Consider the following 19043-nt stretch of genomic DNA (forward strand, 5'->3'; position numbering starts at 1 on the left):
ATTTAGCTAAATTTCACAAAAGTCAATTCTTTATGTATGGAATTGACTTTTTAATTATATTTCTGATAGCGTATAATATTTGCGTTTCGTCTGCAGAGTCCCATAAACACATTCTATTACTGAATATGAATTTACTTCGGGATAACAGGGACCCAGAGTTCGTGTCTTGGTTTATGCTTCGGACCGTAATAACATTCTATACAAGGTAAATTTGCAAGTTCATACTCGGAGTTAGGAACCCACTCGGTATATAAACGTTTCCATGCATCTACTATGTTCGGAAATACTGCCCATGTACTTGCGGGTATAATAAGCGTCTCCATATTTTCAGGGGATTCCCCATCGTATCTTACGCCCATGAAATAGGAAAATTCTTCATCTGTTATGGCGGCTTCTTTTCCGCAAACCCCCAGAAGGCTTTCAAGCGTGCATTTTGGATTTTTCCATGACATAGCTACTAGTTCTTGCATAAATCCATCTTTTTTCGCGGTGTTCCAAAGCGTAGGGATTGTTTTAAATGCTCTGCTTGTTTTTACTGGCTTACTTTTTCCTACAATTCTTAATTCAAAATCAAGGTTTTCAATTCTGTAATCCATCTCGGTATCTCCTTTAATAGTAATTTGAAAGGATATTCTGGGAAAGGCTTTTAACTGTACCCCTCTATTATGAGCATTGGAAGGGGTTACTCCATGCATTTTTTGAAAAGCACGTGAGAAAGTATCAGAAGAAACATAACCATATTTAACTGCCACATCGATGATCCGAATTTCACTTTTTTGAATTTCAAATGCTGCGAGTGTTAACCGTCTACGTCTAATATATTTTGAGAGCGATACATCTGAGATTGAAGAGAACATTCTTGAAAAGTGAAACTCGGAAAATTTAGCTACTTTTGCAGTTTCTTTGTAGTCTATTTCTTTATTTTCAATGAAGTTTAACGCATGGTTCATTCTTTTAGCCAATTGTGAACATCAAGTAGAATGACACAATTTCTGCTATAATAACTGAAACACATTACTGGAAGTTATCATTCACATTTTATAGTGAATTGCATCCTCTAATAACAAGACATCTGTTAATCATTTTCTGATTTTATAAGGCAAAGATAAGTAACAAAGAGACAATAATACATTTTAATAAGTAAAATAATGTATTTTTGAGCTTTCTATATGTAGTTATTGAATTAAAACAGTTTAGTTAAAGTACATTTATTTGCATACTTATTTTCAACAATGTAATTCAAGAAGAAGTAGAAAAAGAAATTACCTCTATGCAATAATAAGCAAGGAATGGGGGGGATAAGTTATCCTTATGTTAAATACTATCTACCGAGGTAATTAATTGAACGAAGTTTGAATTTATTCAAAATAGATACCCTGTATTACTCTAGTATAATAGATTTGGTTCTTACAACAATCTATACATAGTTTCTTATGTATCTTTAGGTGAAAACTCACAAAAAATAAAGAAAATACAGTAAGGGCATTTTTTTTACCTCTTAACTTTGTTACAACAATAGGGATGCCAAATTCGACACCCCCTTGTTTAGATAGTTCTAATCGGAAGATTAGTTAATATTGTTTTTAATATATGATGACTTAATGTTATGAGCAAGTTCATCTAATATAGCTTTCTTCTTATTATTTGAAGAATGACAAGTTAATATAAGCAAATCCACTAATTCTGGTTGCATATTAGATATCTCCTGCAAATAATCCTTATCAAATTCTTTCATAACTTCATATAATTTGCTCATTTTAATGAAATTCCACATCAATTTTCTTTTTATTATTTGGTGTAGTCTTTAACATTTTTACTTCTAATACACCATTTTTATAGGTTGCTGATACTCCCTCGGTAGATACAAGACTCGGAAGTGTTATAGCTCGGTGAAAACTACCTGTGTAACGTTCTTTTCTATACATATTTTTTTCTTTTGTTTCATTTGTTTTGTTTATAGAACCGCTAATCGATAATACATTATTTTCAATATCAATGTTTACGTCTTCTTTTTTCTCAAGTCCCGGTATATCACAAGTTGCAACAACTTCATTTTCACTTTCATGCACATCTACCTTAATACTTCCAAAGTGCTCTTTGTCCCCACTAAAATCAAACGGTAGGTCAGAAAAGATACGGTCAAAATCTCTTCTTATATTTACTAATTGTCTAAATGGGTCATAAGGTGTTAATGACATAGTTACATTCCTCCTTCATTTATCATTCATATTCTCTTCATTTCTCATGAAATTATTCGCTTATGTATTATTTTCCTGATTTTTTCACAATTGGGGTACGGAAACGATTCGGGAGATGAGGGGCCACTCTGGGATTTAATTACAAATATAAAAAAGAACTTTATTCAAGTTCTTTTAATCTACGATATAGAGCGGCCTGACTCACTCCTGTAATCTGACATATTTCCTTTACTGTTTTATTGGTATGTTTTCGTAATTCAATTGCATGGTTCATGCCAGGATGTTTATCTGTGTATTTCTTCACTCTTCCTCTATATACTCCTTTTTGTTTTGCTAGCTTTATTCCCGCATGTTGTTTTTCTTTAATCATTTCACGATCTAATTCACTAAAGGCAGCCATGACAGTTAAGAAGAACTTGCCCGTTGGAGTTCTTGTATCAATTCCTAAATTTAAAATCGCAAAGTGAACATCCTTTTCCCGAAGTTGTTCTACTAATTGTAATAGCTGAATGGTATTTCGACCTAAACGATCCATTCTAGTTACAACCAAAGTATCCCCAGTAATTAGTTTTGACAGTATAGTGTCTAACTCTGGCTTTTGTTTTGTTACTCCACTTACTTTTTCTTTAATAATTTCATCTACTCCATATTTCATGAGCTGTTCAATCTGTGTATCTAGATTTTGATCTTGTGCACTTACACGAGCGTATCCATAGACCATTTTCTCCTCATTTCAAATATATTTTTGATAAGTGTTATTGAGAGTCTCTGAGACTAATAATATCAAGGAAAGAATTTCTTCTCAATAGGGCACACTCTATTGATATATAATTGAACTAATTAACTGAATAATTATGGAAATGGGATGATACTGAATGAAAATTGCGAGAGGTAGAGAATTGCTTACACTGGAACAGAGGCAGGATTTTATGCAAATCCCTGAAGATGAATGGATATTGGGGACCTACTTCACTTTTTCCAAACGGGATTTAGAAATAGTTAATAAGCGAAGGAGAGAAGAAAACCGTTTAGGGTTTGCTGTTCAATTAGCTGTTCTTCGGTATCCCGGTTGGCCATACACTCATATCAAAAGCATCCCGGAATCAGTCATACATTATATATCGAAACAAATCGGTGCCACTCCATCTTCGATTAGTCTTTATCCTCAAAGAGAAAATACACTTTGGGATCATTTGAAAGAACTTCGAAGTGAATACGACTTTGTAACTTTTACTCTAAGAGAATATCGAATAGCATTTAAGCATCTTCATCAATTAGCTTTTGAAAATGGCGATGCCATACATCTACTACATGAATGTATAGATTTTCTAAGAAAAAACAAAATCATACTGCCTGCTATTACTACACTTGAAAGAATGGTGTGGGAGGCAAGGGCAATGGCTGAAAAGAAACTGTTTAATACTGTTAGTCAATCTCTTACAAATGAACAAAAAGGAAAGCTTGAAGAGATCATTACTTCGCAGCATCCATCCGAATCCAATAAAACGATATTGGGTTGGTTAAAGGAACCGCCGGGTCATCCTTCACCCGAAACATTTCTAAAAGTAATAGAACGACTCGAATACATACGAGGAATGGAATTAGAAACGGTACAAATTAGTCATTTGCATCGCAATCGCCTGTTTCAACTATCTCGCTTAGGCTCAAGATATGAGCCATATGCATTCCGTGACTTTCAAGAAAATAAGCGATATTCGATATTAACCGTCTATTTATTACATCTTACTCAAGAGTTAACGGATAAAGCTTTTGAAATTCATGATAGACAAATACTTAGTCTGTTATCAAAAGGCCGTAAGGCTCAAGAGGAAATTCAGAAACAAAACGGTAAAAAGCTGAATGAGAAAGTTATACACTTTACGAACATCGGACAAGCTTTAATCAAAGCAAAAAAGGAAAAATTAGACGTTTTTGAGGTTTTAGAATCCGTTATCGAATGGAATTCTTTTGTCTCTTCGGTCGAAGAAGCTCAGGAGCTTGCACGCCCTGACGACTATGATTATTTAGACTTACTGCAAAAACGATTTTATTCACTTAGAAAATATACGCCAACGCTATTAAGGGTATTGGAATTTCATTCTACAAAAGCAAATGAGCCACTTTTACAAGCTGTTGAGATTATCCGTGGAATGAACGAATCCGGAAAGCGAAAAGTGCCTGATAACTCACCTGTGGATTTTATTTCAAAACGTTGGAAAAAGCATTTATACGAGGATGATGGTACAACAATCAATCGTCATTACTATGAAATGGCTGTTTTAACAGAACTTCGGGAGCATGTTAGGGCAGGAGATGTTTCCATTGTTGGCAGCAGACAATATAGAGACTTTGAAGAATATTTGTTTTCAGAAGATACATGGAATCAAACGAAGGAGAATACAAGATTATCAGTTAGTTTATCATTCGAGGATTATATGACGGAGAGAACCAGCAGCCTTAACAAAAGGTTAAAGTGGTTAGCTACCAATTCCAACAAGTTAGACGGGGTTTCTCTTGAAAAAGGAAAGCTGTCAATTGAACGCTTAGAAAAAGATGTTCCAGAAGAAGCAAAAAAATTTAGTGCAAGCCTGTATCAGATGCTACCAAGAATAAAATTAACCGATTTACTGATGGATATTGCTTATATAACAGGATTTCATGAGCAATTTATTCATGCTTCCAATAATCGAAAACCGGATAAAGAAGAAACAATTATTATTATGGCTGCTCTTTTAGGAATGGGAATGAATATTGGTTTAAGCAAAATGGCTGAAGCAACACCCGGACTTACATATAAGCAATTGGCCAATGTATCACAATGGCGCATGTATGAAGATGCAATGAATAAAGCCCAAGCCGTATTAGTAAATTTTCATCACAAATTGCAATTGTCCTCCTATTGGGGAGACGGTACAACATCCTCGTCCGATGGTATGAGAATGCAGATAGGCGTTTCATCGCTACATGCAGATGCAAACCCACATTATGGAACTGGAAAAGGAGCCACCATCTATCGTTTTACAAGTGATCAATTTTCTTCTTATTACACAAAGATTATTCATACTAATTCAAGGGATGCGATTCATGTTTTGGATGGTTTGTTACACCATGAGACGGATCTAAATATAGTAGAGCATTATACAGACACGGCTGGTTACACAGACCAAATATTCGGACTGACCCATTTATTAGGATTTAAATTTGCTCCAAGAATACGAGATTTATCAGACTCGAAATTATTTACAATAGATAAGGCAAGTGAGTATCCAAAATTAGAAGTCATTTTACGTGGACAAATAAATACAAAGGTCATTAAAGAGAATTATGAGGATGTTTTGCGATTAGCTCATTCTATAAGGGAAGGAACAGTTTCAGCATCCCTTATTATGGGGAAATTAGGTTCTTATTCAAGACAAAACAGCTTGGCTACAGCCTTACGTGAGATGGGCCGAATAGAAAAAACGATCTTTATTTTGAATTATATTTCGGATGAATCATTAAGAAGAAAAATACAAAAAGGATTGAATAAAGGAGAAGCCATGAATGGACTGGCAAGAGCTATTTTCTTCGGAAAACAAGGAGAGCTTAGGGAACGAACCATACAGCATCAATTGCAAAGAGCCAGTGCCTTAAACATCATTATCAATGCCATCAGTATCTGGAATACTTTACATCTAACAAAGGCAGTTGAATATCAAAAACGGTCAGGTAGTTTTAATGAAGAATTATTGCACCATATGTCACCTCTAGGTTGGGAACATATTAATTTACTTGGAGAATACCATTTTAATTCGGAGAAAATGGTCTCGTTAGATTCTTTAAGACCCTTGAAACTTTCTTAACGTTGTTAAAACTGGGGGAATAGTCGGGGAAATGGGCTTAGCGTTGTAAATCCGCATTTTCCTGACTGTACCCCTTCAATGGCTTTTTGAATGTTCTCTTCTGTAATATGTCTTTCGTTTATCCAAGATATATGTTTGCGATCTATACTTCCTAGAGAACGCGCTGTTTGAGTAGGGCCTAAATTACATCCATAGCAAAAAGCTGTTGTTAAATAGCGCTCAGATGGCTTTTCTAACTTTGCATCATGACCAGAAATCGGACCGAAAAAACGTGTCCAATTTAACCAATATTCTGTGTCTCCTAATAAATCTAATACATTAATTGGAACCATTTTTTCATCAATACGTTTTCGTACAGCTTTTAATAAAGGAGATACTTTTTTCTTTTTAGGTTTTGTGATAACTGGCTCACCATTACGTAGTGTAACAGCTTTATTTTTGGGAAAAAAGACATCTACACTCCTAGCCATTTTTTCTAGTTTGTTGTAAACTTGCACTTTAAAATCTTGAGCAGTTGTAGGAAGTCCTGCTTGATCGCAAAAAGTAGCGACATTTTCTTGATATTCATCCCAAGAAATTAATTGTTTTCGATAATCTGCATATTTATCGCTTCCTTCTATATATAAGTCTCCAGACTTTAATTCCAACCAAACCTGAGAAAAAACACATGCTTCAAAATGGCGCCGATGAATCTTTTCAGGAGGAGCGTTCCTTCTCTGATGTGGACGAATCCACCGCCACCATTTTTCAGGTATCCAGGAAAGATCAATCGCAGGCGTTACATGTAAATTACCTTCATTATCTCTTTGATTAGTTAAGTCAATAATGGGAATCCATTCGGATTTCTTCATTTTATTTTTTATTAAAAATAAAATGGATTGTTCTAATCCGTTATTTTGGTTTGTTGATTTAAATTCTAACGTTTCTAATATTTTCATTAACTCTGCTCTACTGCTTTTTAAATGCTTCCATACAAACGAGAAGTAATTATTTCCGGCATAAGCTAAATGATTTTCACAATCATCTAATACACGTTGACCAGAGTTTCCACCAATTAAATTTTCTAATTCTTGTAACTTTTCCTCTGTCGATCCTTCGGATTGAAACGCAAGCACTGTATTATGTAGAATCGTAATTAAACTATCAGTTTGTTTTTCTTTCTTTTTTTTCAACTCCTGAAGGGAACCTTCAGACTTTTTGTGCGAACTAGCTATACGTTTTATATACATTTCTCCAATATCATCAATGGTACTTGCAAATTGAACAGATAGTAATGAGACAGTCAATGTGTATCTTTTATGTGCTTCCAATTCTTTCATTCGAGATGCATCTAATGTTTTAGCCTCAGCTGCTAATCTTTCAATTTTTGCAGGCGGAATATGGAGACGTTGAAAAAAATCAGATTCTACATACCGTTCGTTGAGCCAGTTTTTTCGATATATCCAGCGTCTTAATTGATATAAGGTGGGACGTCCAGGATCTTGTTTTACTACATTCCAATCAGAATAAGTAGAACCTTCCTTACTCTGAAACAATTGATCTATCTTTTGTTTTTCGTCAATCGTTAAAGCATCTGAAATGCGTTGATATAAAACACGATACGCTTCAGCATGTACGTGATCTACAGCTTTTGTAAGTGTACTAAAAGCAGGAAGCTCATAGCTGTGCTTGACTAGTTCATCAATCGCAATATTAATAATATCGCTTTTTTCGTCTTTTTCTAATACAGATAGCTTCATGATATTCAACATAATTTGACGAGCTTGGTCATTAAATATTTTAGCTTGACGATATTCACGAATCATAGCAATCTGACGAATTCCTGTACCAGAACGATGATAAGAACTCCATTCTTCTCGCTCTGGTAGATCAAGCTTTGCTTTTCTCCCAATATGTTCAATTATAATTGGTGGAGTATCTCTGATTGGAAGAAAATAATTTAGACATTGGAATGTTTTTAACATTGTTAATAAACCTAACTGCGAAAAAGAGTTACGTGCTTTCTGTTTTGCCCACGAAATTTCACTTGATGTGGGTGAGAAAAGTTTTTCTAATTCTGTAGAAGATGGACAACTTTTTAATCTGGGATAAGCTGTTTCTTGCATACTAACCATAACGTGTCTCCTTTTTGTTAACTAAATGAAATCTTACAGGCTTAGTAAGATGATTCCTGCTCTAGTCAGTTATGAAGTTTCCTATAAAAGTAAAAATGAAACAGTGGGAAAACTAGACCGTGAAGAATACGCAAGTAATTCTTTGCTCCGTTAATTTTTAGTTAACTTCATTATCTCTTTGCATCTTGCGATATAAGGTCATTCTAGAAATACCGGCTTTCTCGGCAGCATCCGTACGATTCATTCCTTGTTCTATAAGATATAAGGCATAATTTACTTTTTCTTCATCGGTTTTTGGTCTTCCAGGGTATTTCCCACGTTTTTTTGCTGCCAGAATTCCTTCTTTTGTTCGTTCTGAGGTTAAATCTCTTTCGAATTGAGCAATACCTGCAAAAACAGTAAAGAGCATTTTCCCGTGTGCTGTTGTTGTATCGAGCCAGGACTCTTTTAAGCTTTTCAAGTTCGCTCCTTTTTGAGAAATTAGTTCGGTAATCTCAATTAAATCCTTTGTAGAACGTGAAAGGCGAGTTAAGTCTGTTACTACAACCGTATCGTCGTTGCGTAGAAATTCTAACATACGATTTAACTCAGGTCGGTCTCGTTTGACTCCGGTTACTTTTTCAAAAAAGATTCGTTCACAACCAGCATCTTTTAGTTGCTGTTCTTGTCGATCTAAATTTTGATCAATTGTAGATACTCGCATATATCCAAATTTCATATAATTCCTCCTTTTTCAGTTTTATTGTATCAAAAACGTTATGAAATAGATATTGTTACAAAATAATTTTGTTACATATTTTTGTTACGTCAAGATTGCTAGTTTACGTGATGTCATGTCTTGATACTAATCCCTGTAACAAAAACGATCCTTTTTGATACTGTTAGCTAACTGCATTTTATTCACTTTAATACCAGCGTACTGTAATACCATCGCTAAGCTCGTAACTTCGCATCCGTATTTCAATTCAGGTTTTTGAGATATTAATGGCACGTCTAAAATGACCTTTTCTTGTACTGAAGGAGCTGGGGATTGAAGTGGTTCGTTTTGGGATGTAGGATTTTTTGTTAATTCAATATCTTCATGTCCAACGTTAGACTCATGCTTTTCAACTGGAGATTGTTTTGTAGAACAGCCCGCTAAAATTGAAAACAGGACATACAAAATTAGAAGTCTTTTCACGTCATTCACCTTCTTTATGTATTTCGATACATGTCATAATATCTCATTAAATATCATTTTTTATGAATTGTGTGCTTTAATTTCTCATAAAAATATTCAATACTAATGTAACTGATATTAGGGTATAACCGAAATACGTGTAAAAACGAGGCGTAGTATTACAATATGTACCTAATAATAATTTACCCATATGGGTTCAAATGTTTTTATTGAAAATTGTAAGTTCTAGAAGTATCATATACATATTCAAACATTTGAAGATGTATATGATACTTTTGGGTCTTTAATTAAAAATAAGTAGGTGTTTTAATGGGAAATGAAATGCAACAATTTAAAGCTGATTTTTTTAAAGCCTTATCACATCCTTTGCGAATAGGTATTCTAGAACTATTGTCAGAGGGTGAAAGAAGTGTAAATGAAATTCAAACCATCCTTAACAAGGAAGGTTCAGCTGTTTCTCAACAGTTAAGTGTACTACGTTCAAAAAACATTGTTGTTGGTACGAAAGATGGAAAACGAGTTTTATATTCTCTACGAGACCCTATGATTGTGGATTTACTGGTAGTTGCACGGAAAATTTTTAACAACCATTTAATCGATACGATTTCAATGTTAGAAGAACTAGATGAAACAGAACTTGAAACGATAGGTAAGGAGGATTAGGTTGAGCATTGAAGTTAAGAAAGAAGATATCATCCAACATGGGATTGAAATTTTCCACTCAATAGGAGCTCATCATGTTTGTAAAGTTTGTATTAAAAGTGGGAATTCTTGTTGTTTTTCATGCCAGCATTTACAAGATGGCGTTGGATGTCAAAAAAGAAATACAGCTTGTACAGCTTGGCTATGTGGGATTCAAGGTTTTTTATTCGATCAAATCGGATTATTAGATGAATGGAATCGTTTTTGGAGTGAAATCCCAGGACAGATGTTTCGTAGAGATATGACTCCAGATAAGGTAAGGATTACATCATTTATTGATACGAAGAAGCTAGATAGTCGAGCCGGAGAACTTCTAGCGGAAAGGTTGAAATCCTACGTACAACAAGGTGGAGATGTAGGTAAATTAGATCGTCATTTAAGAAAAACGTATAGTAAATATTAGGATAATGTTTTCTCTTGTGAAAATGAAAATCTCCTCTATAAAGGAACGAGAAATACATTTGTAATCCAGATTTATTATAAATAGAAAAGAAGGGTTTGTAATGAGAGGGTTATTTACGGGAAGGTTTGAAGGATATTCATTGGGACATTTTCAAAAGGATCTTCTGTCAGGAATGATTGTCGGAGTTGTTGCGATACCGCTTGCTATGTCTTTTGCAATAGCCTCTGGTGTTAAGCCAGAGTATGGAATTTATACAACATGTATTGCCGGAATACTCATTTCGCTATTTGGTGGTTCAAAGTATCAAATTGGAGGACCTACAGGTGCCTTTGTTCCAATTCTTTTAGGAATTGTCATTACCTATGGATATGAAGATTTACTACTTGCTGGTTTATTAGCTGGAATTATTTTATGTCTTATGGGAGTTTTTAAACTAGGATCTTTAATTAAGTTTATTCCACGTCCTGTAACAATTGGTTTTACGTCAGGTATTGCTGTCATTATCTTTACGGGACAAATTGCTAGTTTTTTAGGGCTAACAGGTATAAAAAAGCATGAGGAATTTATAGCAAACCTGCAGGAAATCTTTACTCATATTAGTACCACCAATTTTTATAGTGTTATAACTGCTTTGATTTGCTTTTTCGTTATACTCATCACACCAAAAATTTTACCCAAAGTACCTGGTTCATTAGTAGGGGTTGTAATTTCAACTGTCATTGCAACTGTATTTTTCTCAGCTTATGTTCCTACTATTGGCACAGCATATGGCACGATTCCAAATACACTTCCTCAGTTTGATATACCAGAGATCACATTAGAGCGTATCAAACAATTGATTGGCCCTGCATTTGTTATTGCAATGTTGGGTGGTATTGAATCTCTTTTATCCGCTGTCGTGGCAGATGGTATGACAAATAGTAAGCACAACAGTAACAAAGAGCTGATTGGTCAGGGCATTGCCAATATTGTTACCCCATTATTTGGAGGGATTCCGGCAACTGGAGCGATCGCTCGAACAGCAACCAATATTAAGAGTGGAGCTACATCTTCGATGTCAGGAGTTATTCACGGGGGATTTGTGTTATTCACACTTCTACTATTAGCTCCATATGCATCACATATTCCACTTGCTAGTATGGCTCCCATTTTAATGGTGGTAGCGTGGAATATGAGTGAACGAAAACATTTTGTTCATATACTTAAAATGAAGACAGGAGATTCCCTTGTATTATTGGTAACATTTTTGCTTACTGTATTTACTAGTTTGACAACAGCTGTGGAAATCGGTCTTATTTTAGCTATTATTTTGTTTACAAAACGTATGAGTAATATGCTTATCATATCGAAAGTACTTCCTGATCATACAAAAAAGAATGAAAAATTGTTACCACATGTGGTAAATAAATCTCATGATTGCCCACAAATTAGTATTTACACAATAGAAGGTCCGTTATTCTTTGGGGCTGCCCAAACATTTGAACAAAATATTTTAGCGACCATTCATTATAAACCCAGAGTTTTAATTTTACGTATGGGAAAAGTTCCTTTTATTGATACAACAGGAGAGTCTTACTTTAGGAATATTGTTCAGCATTTTAAAAAGCAAGGTGGCATACTTCTCATTTCAGGAATTCAATCCGAGTTAAAGACAACTCTAGATAAGAATGGATTGTACGCTGAGATTGGGGAAGAAAACTTTTTTGATCATACCGGGGAAGCTATTAACTATGCTTTAGGACATTTGAATACAAAAAAATGTATAGGGTGTAAGCATTTCGCTTTTCATGAATGTATCGAGCTTTCTCAGGAAGCAAATACAATAAAGAATAAAGTAAATGCATTAGATTTATAAAAAATTCACTTCACATACAAAGTTTGTTTGATTTGATCTACTCTTTTCATTATTTTATTAAAAAATAGAGAAGGAGAAAGTTTACTTTGGAGAATGCGGAGAAGATTTTTACAAGGTGTGAACAAGAAGGTTTTTCATACATCCAACAAATGATCATCAAACAGCAAGAAGAGAATATCTGTTTTACATTTCAATGTAAAACAGATTGTACGAGTAGTGTTCTTTCCAAAGATGATAAAGAGAATTATGAAGAAAGCGTGTCATTTTTTTCTTGTGTTTCTGGTGGTGTAATTGTATGGGGAATAGATTCAAGTAAAAACAAAGATGGTGTGAACAGGGCTGAGAAAATACAACCTATCTCTAATGGAAAGACGTTTTTAACGAAATTAAATGGTTTGTTTTCGAAAGACATTCCAGCTATACAGCCAGATGTTAAAAATATTTACATTCCATTCCCTAAAGAAAAGAACAAAGGGTTTGTAATCACATATGTTCCAGGGAACGATTATTTGTTAAACCTGAATAACTATTACACAAAAACTAGGGGTAGCTTTGTAATGATGATGGGACAGATTCTTTTAAATGATGTGTTAAAAAATAGAAAACTATGAAAAAATTAATGATAAATCATGGATATAGAGGAGCATAAATAATGTCTGAATTTAAAGATCAAGTATTAACTGTTTTAGAAGAAGTATGTGAAAATGATATCGTAAAAGATAACCCAGACGTGCAATTATTTGAAGAAGGGATTCTAGATTCTTTTGCTACAGTATCTTTATTAGTAGAATTTCAAGAGCGTTTAAATATTGAAGTGTCTATTTCTGACTTTGACCGTGATGAATGGGCAACACCGAACATGATCATTAAGAAACTGAAAGATATGCGATAAAAATAGGTTCTTGAAACATAGATAAGGGTAGCTTCTTAAATTTCAACTTCAGAATTGCTATTCTTATGAAATTATAAAAGGAAAGTTTTAAAAAGCTATATATAGAATGAATGATAACAAGTGGAGGAAATAAAAATATGTCTAATTTACCTAATTGCCCAAAATGTAATTCAGAGTACACTTACGAAGATGGAAATCTTTTTGTTTGCCCAGAATGTGCCCATGAGTGGACTTTAGAATCAGAAACTGAAAATAGTGAAGATACAAAGGTAATTAAAGATGCAAACGGAAACATCTTAAACGATGGTGATTCTGTAACTGTAATTAAAGACCTTAAAGTAAAAGGAACTTCATCAGTCGTAAAAATAGGTACAAAAGTAAAAAGTATCCGTTTAGTAGATGGAGACCATGATATTGATTGTAAAATTGATGGTTTTGGAGCGATGAAATTAAAATCTGAATTTGTGAAAAAGGTTTAAATTGTGGGTTTAATACAACAGAGTTAATTTGAAAGCCAATGAATGTACAGTATTTTAATAGAAAGACCCCATTCATTCATGATAAGATTTTTTGAATGAATGGGGTCTTTCTATTTTTTTGAACTTATCTCAGCCATATCTGTATTTCAGTTGGATTAGTGAATTAACAAAAAGATAAGACAATAAGACAATAAATATAGTTTTGCCTCTTGTGTTATTTTTATGAGTGGCTCCAAAAAGAAGGAATCGTTGCCGTACCCCTGTTACAAGCAATGGATACAATTATTCCCACGGTATATAAAGGTCAAAATTATAAAGGTTGGAAAGTAGAAACCATAGCCCATCTCCCAAAATCACCACATCCAAAAATTTATTACGGAATGGCAAAACATTATTGCGGGAAAGAAATAGCTAATAAATCTTGGTTTGTGGAAGTTCTATTTCCACAATATTTACCAGCATATGATGCAGCACATAGACAAATTTTTGCAACTAAAAACAAAAAAGGTCAATGGTTTGCATGGTTTAGATTTCATTAATAAAACACGAAAGCCTTCAGGATTCTGAAGGCTTTCGTGTTTTAGATAGATCCCCTAACTTCTGATAACGGCAATTTACAAATACATATGGAGATATTAATGAACTCTCTTCAACCAGGACAAACATGTGAAATATCCAACGCTTACGTAGGAATGGCTGATTGTTAGCTTTTTATATGCAGAAAAATTAACAGTTTAGAGCGATTTTTAATCAAACTTTATTCTAAACCTACAGAAGAAACGCAAAAGTAAAAAGCTTTGCGTTTTTTTGATACATTTATTGAAAACTACTTTGCACTTCACGGCACAGTTGCTCTTCTACCCCATATATTAAAGAGCCGATTTTACTCTTAACGGGGTAAAATGTGGCTCTTTTCTTATATGAATTTGCTTAGCGTGGTTTTTTTCCGAAATGCTGGCTGTACCCCATGCCCATCAAGCTAATATTTTTTAATTACCCCCAAAACGAAAATTTTATGCATCGTTGACTACTGATAATGATAGCTTAAGTTAACTAGACATTAGTTGGACAGGTTAGTTGAACAAGCATTATAAAAGTCAGTCTGAATTGATTCTTAATTTCGTCTGGACCTGAGAAAAAATGAAATGTGTTACAGTATGGGCATATGGATTTACAGCTTCAATGAATTCTTCTGCTTTAGCAAAAGTGTCGAATTGCATTTTAAGCATATAACAAGCGTTTCCAGCAATTCGATAACAAAACTCTACATTTGGCAGACCCTCAATATATTTCTTAAAGGAATTATAGTCTCCGTTTTTAACTGTTGCTTCTATTATACATTGGATAGGAAGTCCTAATTTTTCATAATCGACTTCTAAGGTGTACTTCTTTATTATTCCGAATGACTCCATTTGTCTTACCCGTTCTGTTATAGATGGAGAAGACAAATTGATTCTTCTTCCAAGTTCACTCATTGATAATCGACTATTTTTGCTTAATTCTTCTAATATTTTTTTATCAATATCATCTATTTTCATTTTTAAGGAAAATCCTCCTATTTTCATTAATTTGTTAAAAAATTAATGGGAAACTAGTTTTAAATTTAATGTGATGGAATAAATTTATTTGATATTATAAATATTACCAGGAGGTATTAACTATGACAAGAATTAATGAATCTAAATTCGGAGAGACCCCTTTTCAAAAACTTTTAGGACATAACAAAGATGTATTGAACGGATGGACTCAATTGGGGGAAGTTTTGGAGAAAGATGGGAATTTATCCTCTCAGTTAAAAGAACAAGTAAGGAGAACTTTAGCACAAAGTAATGGTTGTGAGTATTGTAAAGCAAAAGGAAAACCTGAACCCCATTTATTCAATAATAAAATATCTATTGCAGTTGGCTTTGCAGAGGTGTTTTTAAAGCAACAAGGGGATATATCAGACGTTACGTTTAATGTTTTAAAAGAGTATCTTTCTGACGTAGAAATTAGCGAGCTTTGTGCGTTTATTACGTTTACTACTGCTTCACAGTATTTTGGCGCAATGTTAGCTTTAAAACCGCCCCAGGAAGAGGTTTAGAAATGGAGAAATACTCTACATGGAAAGAATATTTTTATGATATAGTTAGAGCTATTATACTATATAAGTAAGATTAAACTATTTATTGGGGTAGCACCACATCGCTATCAAGCTAAGGTTTTGCACTATCCATAAAACAAAAAAGACGTTATCCTTTCTGTAGAATTATAGGAAAGGATGGCGTTTTTTATGGATCTTTCGATTCTTGACGAACTTCAACCGCTTGCTGAAGAATTACAACGACATATGTCTCCTCATGTTCTAGAACACTTAGCTAAAGAAAAAGGATTCGTTCAGCGAAAGAGTAAATATCAAGCAAAGGAGTTAGTTGCTTTATGTGTATGGCTTAGTCAACAGGTCGCAAGTACATCACTCACACAATTATGTAGCTGTCTTGAAGTATCTACAGGTGTTCTTATTAGTCCTGAAGGACTTAACCAACGATTTAATGCTTCCGCAGTACAATTTCTTGAACAAGTTCTAGCTAACCTTCTAACTCAAAGAATTCATTTAACAAAAGAAATAATTCATCAATATACTACGATCTTTAAGAGCATTCGGATTCTAGATTCTACAACATTTCAGCTTCCAGATAAGTTTTCTTCACATTATCAAGGTTCAGGTGGAAGTAGCCATACCGCAGGAGTTAAAATTCAATTGGAGTATGACCTATTGAGTGGAAAGTTCCTGCACGTTTATGTAGGGAAAGGAAGAGAAAATGATAAAACCTTTGGTTCAACAAGTCTACAAACCATTCGACCAAAAGACTTGTACATAAGAGATTTAGGCTATTTCGACTTACATGACTTACAGAAAATCCATGATAAAGGAGCTTACTATATCTCACGTTTGAAATTAAATTCTCGAATCTATCGTAAGAATGATAAGCCAGGGTATTTTCGAAATGGAACCGTGAAGAAAGGATCACTCTATATTCAGTTAGATATGGAAGAACTCATGAATCAATTGTCCCCTGGTCAAACAATGGAGATTTCAGAGGCATACATTGGACAGTATCAAAAATTACCAGCTCGTGTTATTATTCATCGATTAACAAAGGAACAAACAGAGAAAAGGTTGAAGGAACAAGCCAAAAAAGAAAAGAAGAAAGGTATTACCTACAAAGAACGAAGTAAGCGGTTGAGTGGGATCAATGTGTATATTACGAATCTTCCTGCAGAAAATGTTCCAACGGAACATATCCATGACTTGTATTCATTACGCTGGCAAATTGAAATTTTGTTCAAAACATGGAAATCTTTCTTTCAAATTGACAAGTGCAAAGAAATCAAAAAAGAACGCTTAGAATGCCATTTATATGGGCAACTCATTAGTATTTTACTCTGTTCATCGACGATGTTCAAAATGCGTCAGTTACTCTTGGATAAGAAAAAGAAAGAGTTAAGTGAATATAAATCCATCTATATGATAAAGAATTATTATCTAATGTTTTATGAGGGACTACAGAAAGGCAGCCATGAATTATTAAAAGTTTTACTGCGTTTGTTTTACCTTTTAGAAAAAAACGGAAGAAAATCGCACCGGTACGAAAAGAAAACCGTCTTTGATATCTTAGGTGTTGTGTATGATTATATGTTGTCAAAAAGTTTCAAGGCTGCATAATATTTTTTAAAATGCCTAGTTAATAGGTTTATTTGTTATGCCTATCTTTAATACAGTCGTAGTAATTTAAAGGAATAATCCTCACATATAACCTCTTAGTACCCTTAAGTTGATGGCGATGGGGTAGCACCAACAAAACGCGAATTTCGTACGCTAAGCAAATTCTCATAAAGAAAAAGTCGATTTCCTATACGTTAAGGAATCGACTTTTTAATGAGTGATTTGATGTCTTTATTAGATTCAAGCTTGGTTAAATTAAGTCTAAAATATCTTTTGGTGTATTTAATACATAATCAGCTTTTTCAAACCCTTCCTGTGTTTTTGAACCCCACAAAGCTAATGCGAATTTTACACCCGCACTTTTTGCACATTGCATATCGTATATAGAGTCTCCAATGTATATTGCCTCATGATTAGGAACATCTAATTGTTGTAAACAAGCAAATAATGGTTCAGGGTGTGGTTTATGTTTATCTGTATCACACGCACAAACTGTATGTTCAAAATGACCACTTAAACCAAATGGCTCGAACTCATCTATTAATTCTTGCTTAGTTTTTGATGTAACAATACCAAGCTTTAATTTACTAAGAGATAACTCTTTAATAACGTCTTCTAATTCTTCAAACACAGAAACTTCATGGGAAAAATCTAGTACAGATTCGGACCATTTCGGATGAACAACATCTATATTTTGTACATTTAATTTTTTCAATGTTTCTTTCCCTGGAATTCCTAATGCAAATCTTAAATCCTGTAACTCATAATCTTTCTTTAGCTCTTCTTTTAAAACTTTTTGTAAGGATTTTAGTATTGCCTTTTCTGTGTCTAAAATTGTGCCGTCTACGTCAAAAACAAGAGATGAAATCATAATAAAACCTCCTAATTTTTTAATCCTCACTTGTAATTACTACTTCAACACCATTTTCTTTCAGAGTGTTATATAAATTACTAGGCATAGCTTTATTTGTAATGAATGTATCAATAGATTCAAACGTTAAAGCCTTATAATTTTGTCGTTGATTGCATTTAGTGTGATCTGCCACCAAAATAACTTGATCAGCATGTTTTATTAATTCACGCTTGAAATAAATATCTTCTTCAAAACCATAGTATATCCCGTCTTCTGTAATACCTGCTGTTCCAATAAACACCTTATTAAAGTGATAATCTTTGAGTTTTTCAGTGGTAGAAATCCCTGTAGTATGCCGAGAAACCTTATTTAAAGTTCCTCCCAAAAGATGAATAGTCGTATCTTCAGATTGAGCTAACATATAAGCACTATCAATCGAATTCGTCACAACAGTTACGTTCTGTGATTGTAAATGTTGTGCTACAAAGTTGACTGTTGTTGAAACGTCTAAATAAATCATGTCATTGTTTGTGATCATATTTGCAGCTTTCATTCCAATCGATTTTTTCGTTTCTAATTCAGTTTGTGAACGCTCTTGGTAAGTATCAATTTTCTTATGAAAAGTAGCTAAAGCCACCCCGCCATAGGTTCTAACTATTGCTTTATTTTTTGAAAGTTTTACTATATCTCTTCTTGCAGTATCTCGTGAGATATGAAACATTTCACACATTTGCTTTATATTCATGGTTTTATGTGTTTCTAAATAATTAAGGACTCGTATCAATCGTTCTTCTTGATTCATAAGTAACCTCCTTACGC

19 protein-coding genes and 1 pseudogene are annotated in these 19043 nt (G+C 33.8%); 10 read left to right on the forward strand and 10 right to left on the reverse strand.

Annotation, left to right across the window (positions count from 1 at the left end):
* Positions 1-131: 131 nt before the first annotated feature.
* The 4 genes from PDK19_RS22470 to PDK19_RS22485 form a co-directional block, all read right to left on the reverse strand.
* Positions 132-950: an AraC family transcriptional regulator gene (locus PDK19_RS22470; protein ID WP_001015012.1), complete on the reverse strand. Its 819-nt coding sequence runs from the start codon at positions 948-950 to the stop codon at positions 132-134.
* A 617-nt stretch (positions 951-1567) separates the two neighbouring features.
* Positions 1568-1693 (reverse strand): hypothetical protein, encoded by a 126-nt coding sequence (locus PDK19_RS22475; RefSeq protein ID WP_255256528.1) that lies wholly within the window; start codon positions 1691-1693, stop codon positions 1568-1570.
* A 64-nt stretch (positions 1694-1757) separates the two neighbouring features.
* The gene (locus tag PDK19_RS22480) at positions 1758-2198 is read right to left on the reverse strand and encodes an Hsp20/alpha crystallin family protein (protein WP_000060050.1); all 441 of its coding nucleotides are present in this window, start codon (positions 2196-2198) and stop codon (positions 1758-1760) included.
* A 160-nt stretch (positions 2199-2358) separates the two neighbouring features.
* Complete coding sequence (locus PDK19_RS22485) at positions 2359-2919, reverse strand: recombinase family protein (protein WP_000262479.1); 561 nt, start codon at positions 2917-2919, stop codon at positions 2359-2361.
* Positions 2920-3073: 154 nt separating this feature from the next.
* Between PDK19_RS22485 and PDK19_RS22490 the strand changes: the two genes are divergently transcribed.
* Complete coding sequence (locus PDK19_RS22490; RefSeq protein ID WP_000684982.1) at positions 3074-6040, forward strand: Tn3 family transposase; 2967 nt, start codon at positions 3074-3076, stop codon at positions 6038-6040.
* Between the two features lie 5 nt (positions 6041-6045).
* Here PDK19_RS22490 and PDK19_RS22495 read toward each other — a convergent pair whose 3' ends face one another.
* The 3 genes and pseudogenes from PDK19_RS22495 to PDK19_RS22505 form a co-directional block, all read right to left on the reverse strand.
* Positions 6046-8154: a DUF4158 domain-containing protein gene (locus PDK19_RS22495; protein WP_000254351.1), complete on the reverse strand. Its 2109-nt coding sequence runs from the start codon at positions 8152-8154 to the stop codon at positions 6046-6048.
* A gap of 157 nt (positions 8155-8311) precedes the next feature.
* A complete protein-coding gene (locus PDK19_RS22500) occupies positions 8312-8872 on the reverse strand; it encodes a recombinase family protein (protein ID WP_000668446.1) in 561 nt (186 codons plus the stop codon).
* Between the two features lie 147 nt (positions 8873-9019).
* Positions 9020-9334, reverse strand: a pseudogene (locus PDK19_RS22505) (C39 family peptidase); the annotation flags it as partial.
* 309 nt (positions 9335-9643) lie between these two features.
* On the opposite strand from PDK19_RS22505, the gene PDK19_RS22510 reads away from it, so the two are divergent.
* The 7 genes from PDK19_RS22510 to PDK19_RS22540 all read left to right on the forward strand — a co-directional run bounded on the left by PDK19_RS22510 (position 9644) and on the right by PDK19_RS22540 (position 14204).
* Positions 9644-9997, forward strand: coding sequence for an ArsR/SmtB family transcription factor (locus PDK19_RS22510; protein WP_000526193.1), 354 nt, complete (start codon positions 9644-9646; stop codon positions 9995-9997).
* Between the two features lies 1 nt (position 9998).
* A complete protein-coding gene (locus PDK19_RS22515; RefSeq protein ID WP_000021457.1) occupies positions 9999-10439 on the forward strand; it encodes a hypothetical protein in 441 nt (146 codons plus the stop codon).
* 100 nt (positions 10440-10539) lie between these two features.
* Positions 10540-12294 (forward strand): SulP family inorganic anion transporter, encoded by a 1755-nt coding sequence (locus tag PDK19_RS22520; RefSeq protein WP_001214616.1) that lies wholly within the window; start codon positions 10540-10542, stop codon positions 12292-12294.
* 86 nt (positions 12295-12380) lie between these two features.
* Positions 12381-12905 (forward strand): hypothetical protein, encoded by a 525-nt coding sequence (locus PDK19_RS22525; protein ID WP_016099829.1) that lies wholly within the window; start codon positions 12381-12383, stop codon positions 12903-12905.
* A 41-nt stretch (positions 12906-12946) separates the two neighbouring features.
* A complete protein-coding gene (gene dltC, locus PDK19_RS22530; protein WP_001288604.1) occupies positions 12947-13186 on the forward strand; it encodes a D-alanine--poly(phosphoribitol) ligase subunit DltC in 240 nt (79 codons plus the stop codon).
* A 137-nt stretch (positions 13187-13323) separates the two neighbouring features.
* On the forward strand, positions 13324-13665 hold the full coding sequence (locus tag PDK19_RS22535) for a zinc ribbon domain-containing protein YjdM (protein ID WP_000067662.1): 342 nt from the start codon (positions 13324-13326) through the stop codon (positions 13663-13665).
* Between the two features lie 272 nt (positions 13666-13937).
* The gene (locus PDK19_RS22540; protein WP_000379691.1) at positions 13938-14204 is read left to right on the forward strand and encodes a hypothetical protein; all 267 of its coding nucleotides are present in this window, start codon (positions 13938-13940) and stop codon (positions 14202-14204) included.
* Between the two features lie 558 nt (positions 14205-14762).
* Here PDK19_RS22540 and PDK19_RS22545 read toward each other — a convergent pair.
* Positions 14763-15203, reverse strand: a complete 441-nt coding sequence (locus PDK19_RS22545; RefSeq protein ID WP_000686752.1) for an Lrp/AsnC family transcriptional regulator — start codon at positions 15201-15203, stop codon at positions 14763-14765.
* A gap of 122 nt (positions 15204-15325) precedes the next feature.
* Here PDK19_RS22545 and PDK19_RS22550 point away from each other — a divergent pair, with 122 nt between their 5' ends.
* Complete coding sequence (locus tag PDK19_RS22550) at positions 15326-15748, forward strand: carboxymuconolactone decarboxylase family protein (RefSeq protein WP_228920430.1); 423 nt, start codon at positions 15326-15328, stop codon at positions 15746-15748.
* A 189-nt stretch (positions 15749-15937) separates the two neighbouring features.
* Entirely contained in the window at positions 15938-17371 is a 1434-nt protein-coding gene (locus PDK19_RS22555; protein ID WP_000365962.1) for an IS4 family transposase, read from the forward strand.
* A 250-nt stretch (positions 17372-17621) separates the two neighbouring features.
* On the opposite strand, the gene PDK19_RS22560 is transcribed toward PDK19_RS22555, so the two are convergent.
* The gene (locus tag PDK19_RS22560) at positions 17622-18242 is read right to left on the reverse strand and encodes an HAD family hydrolase (RefSeq protein WP_000625819.1); all 621 of its coding nucleotides are present in this window, start codon (positions 18240-18242) and stop codon (positions 17622-17624) included.
* 19 nt (positions 18243-18261) lie between these two features.
* The gene (locus PDK19_RS22565) at positions 18262-19026 is read right to left on the reverse strand and encodes a DeoR/GlpR family DNA-binding transcription regulator (protein WP_001070962.1); all 765 of its coding nucleotides are present in this window, start codon (positions 19024-19026) and stop codon (positions 18262-18264) included.
* Between the last annotated feature and the right edge of the window lie 17 nt (positions 19027-19043).

Source organism: Bacillus cereus group sp. BcHK124 (assembly GCF_027712065.1).
In the GTDB taxonomy this organism is placed as follows: Bacteria; Bacillota; Bacilli; order Bacillales; family Bacillaceae_G; genus Bacillus_A; species Bacillus_A pacificus.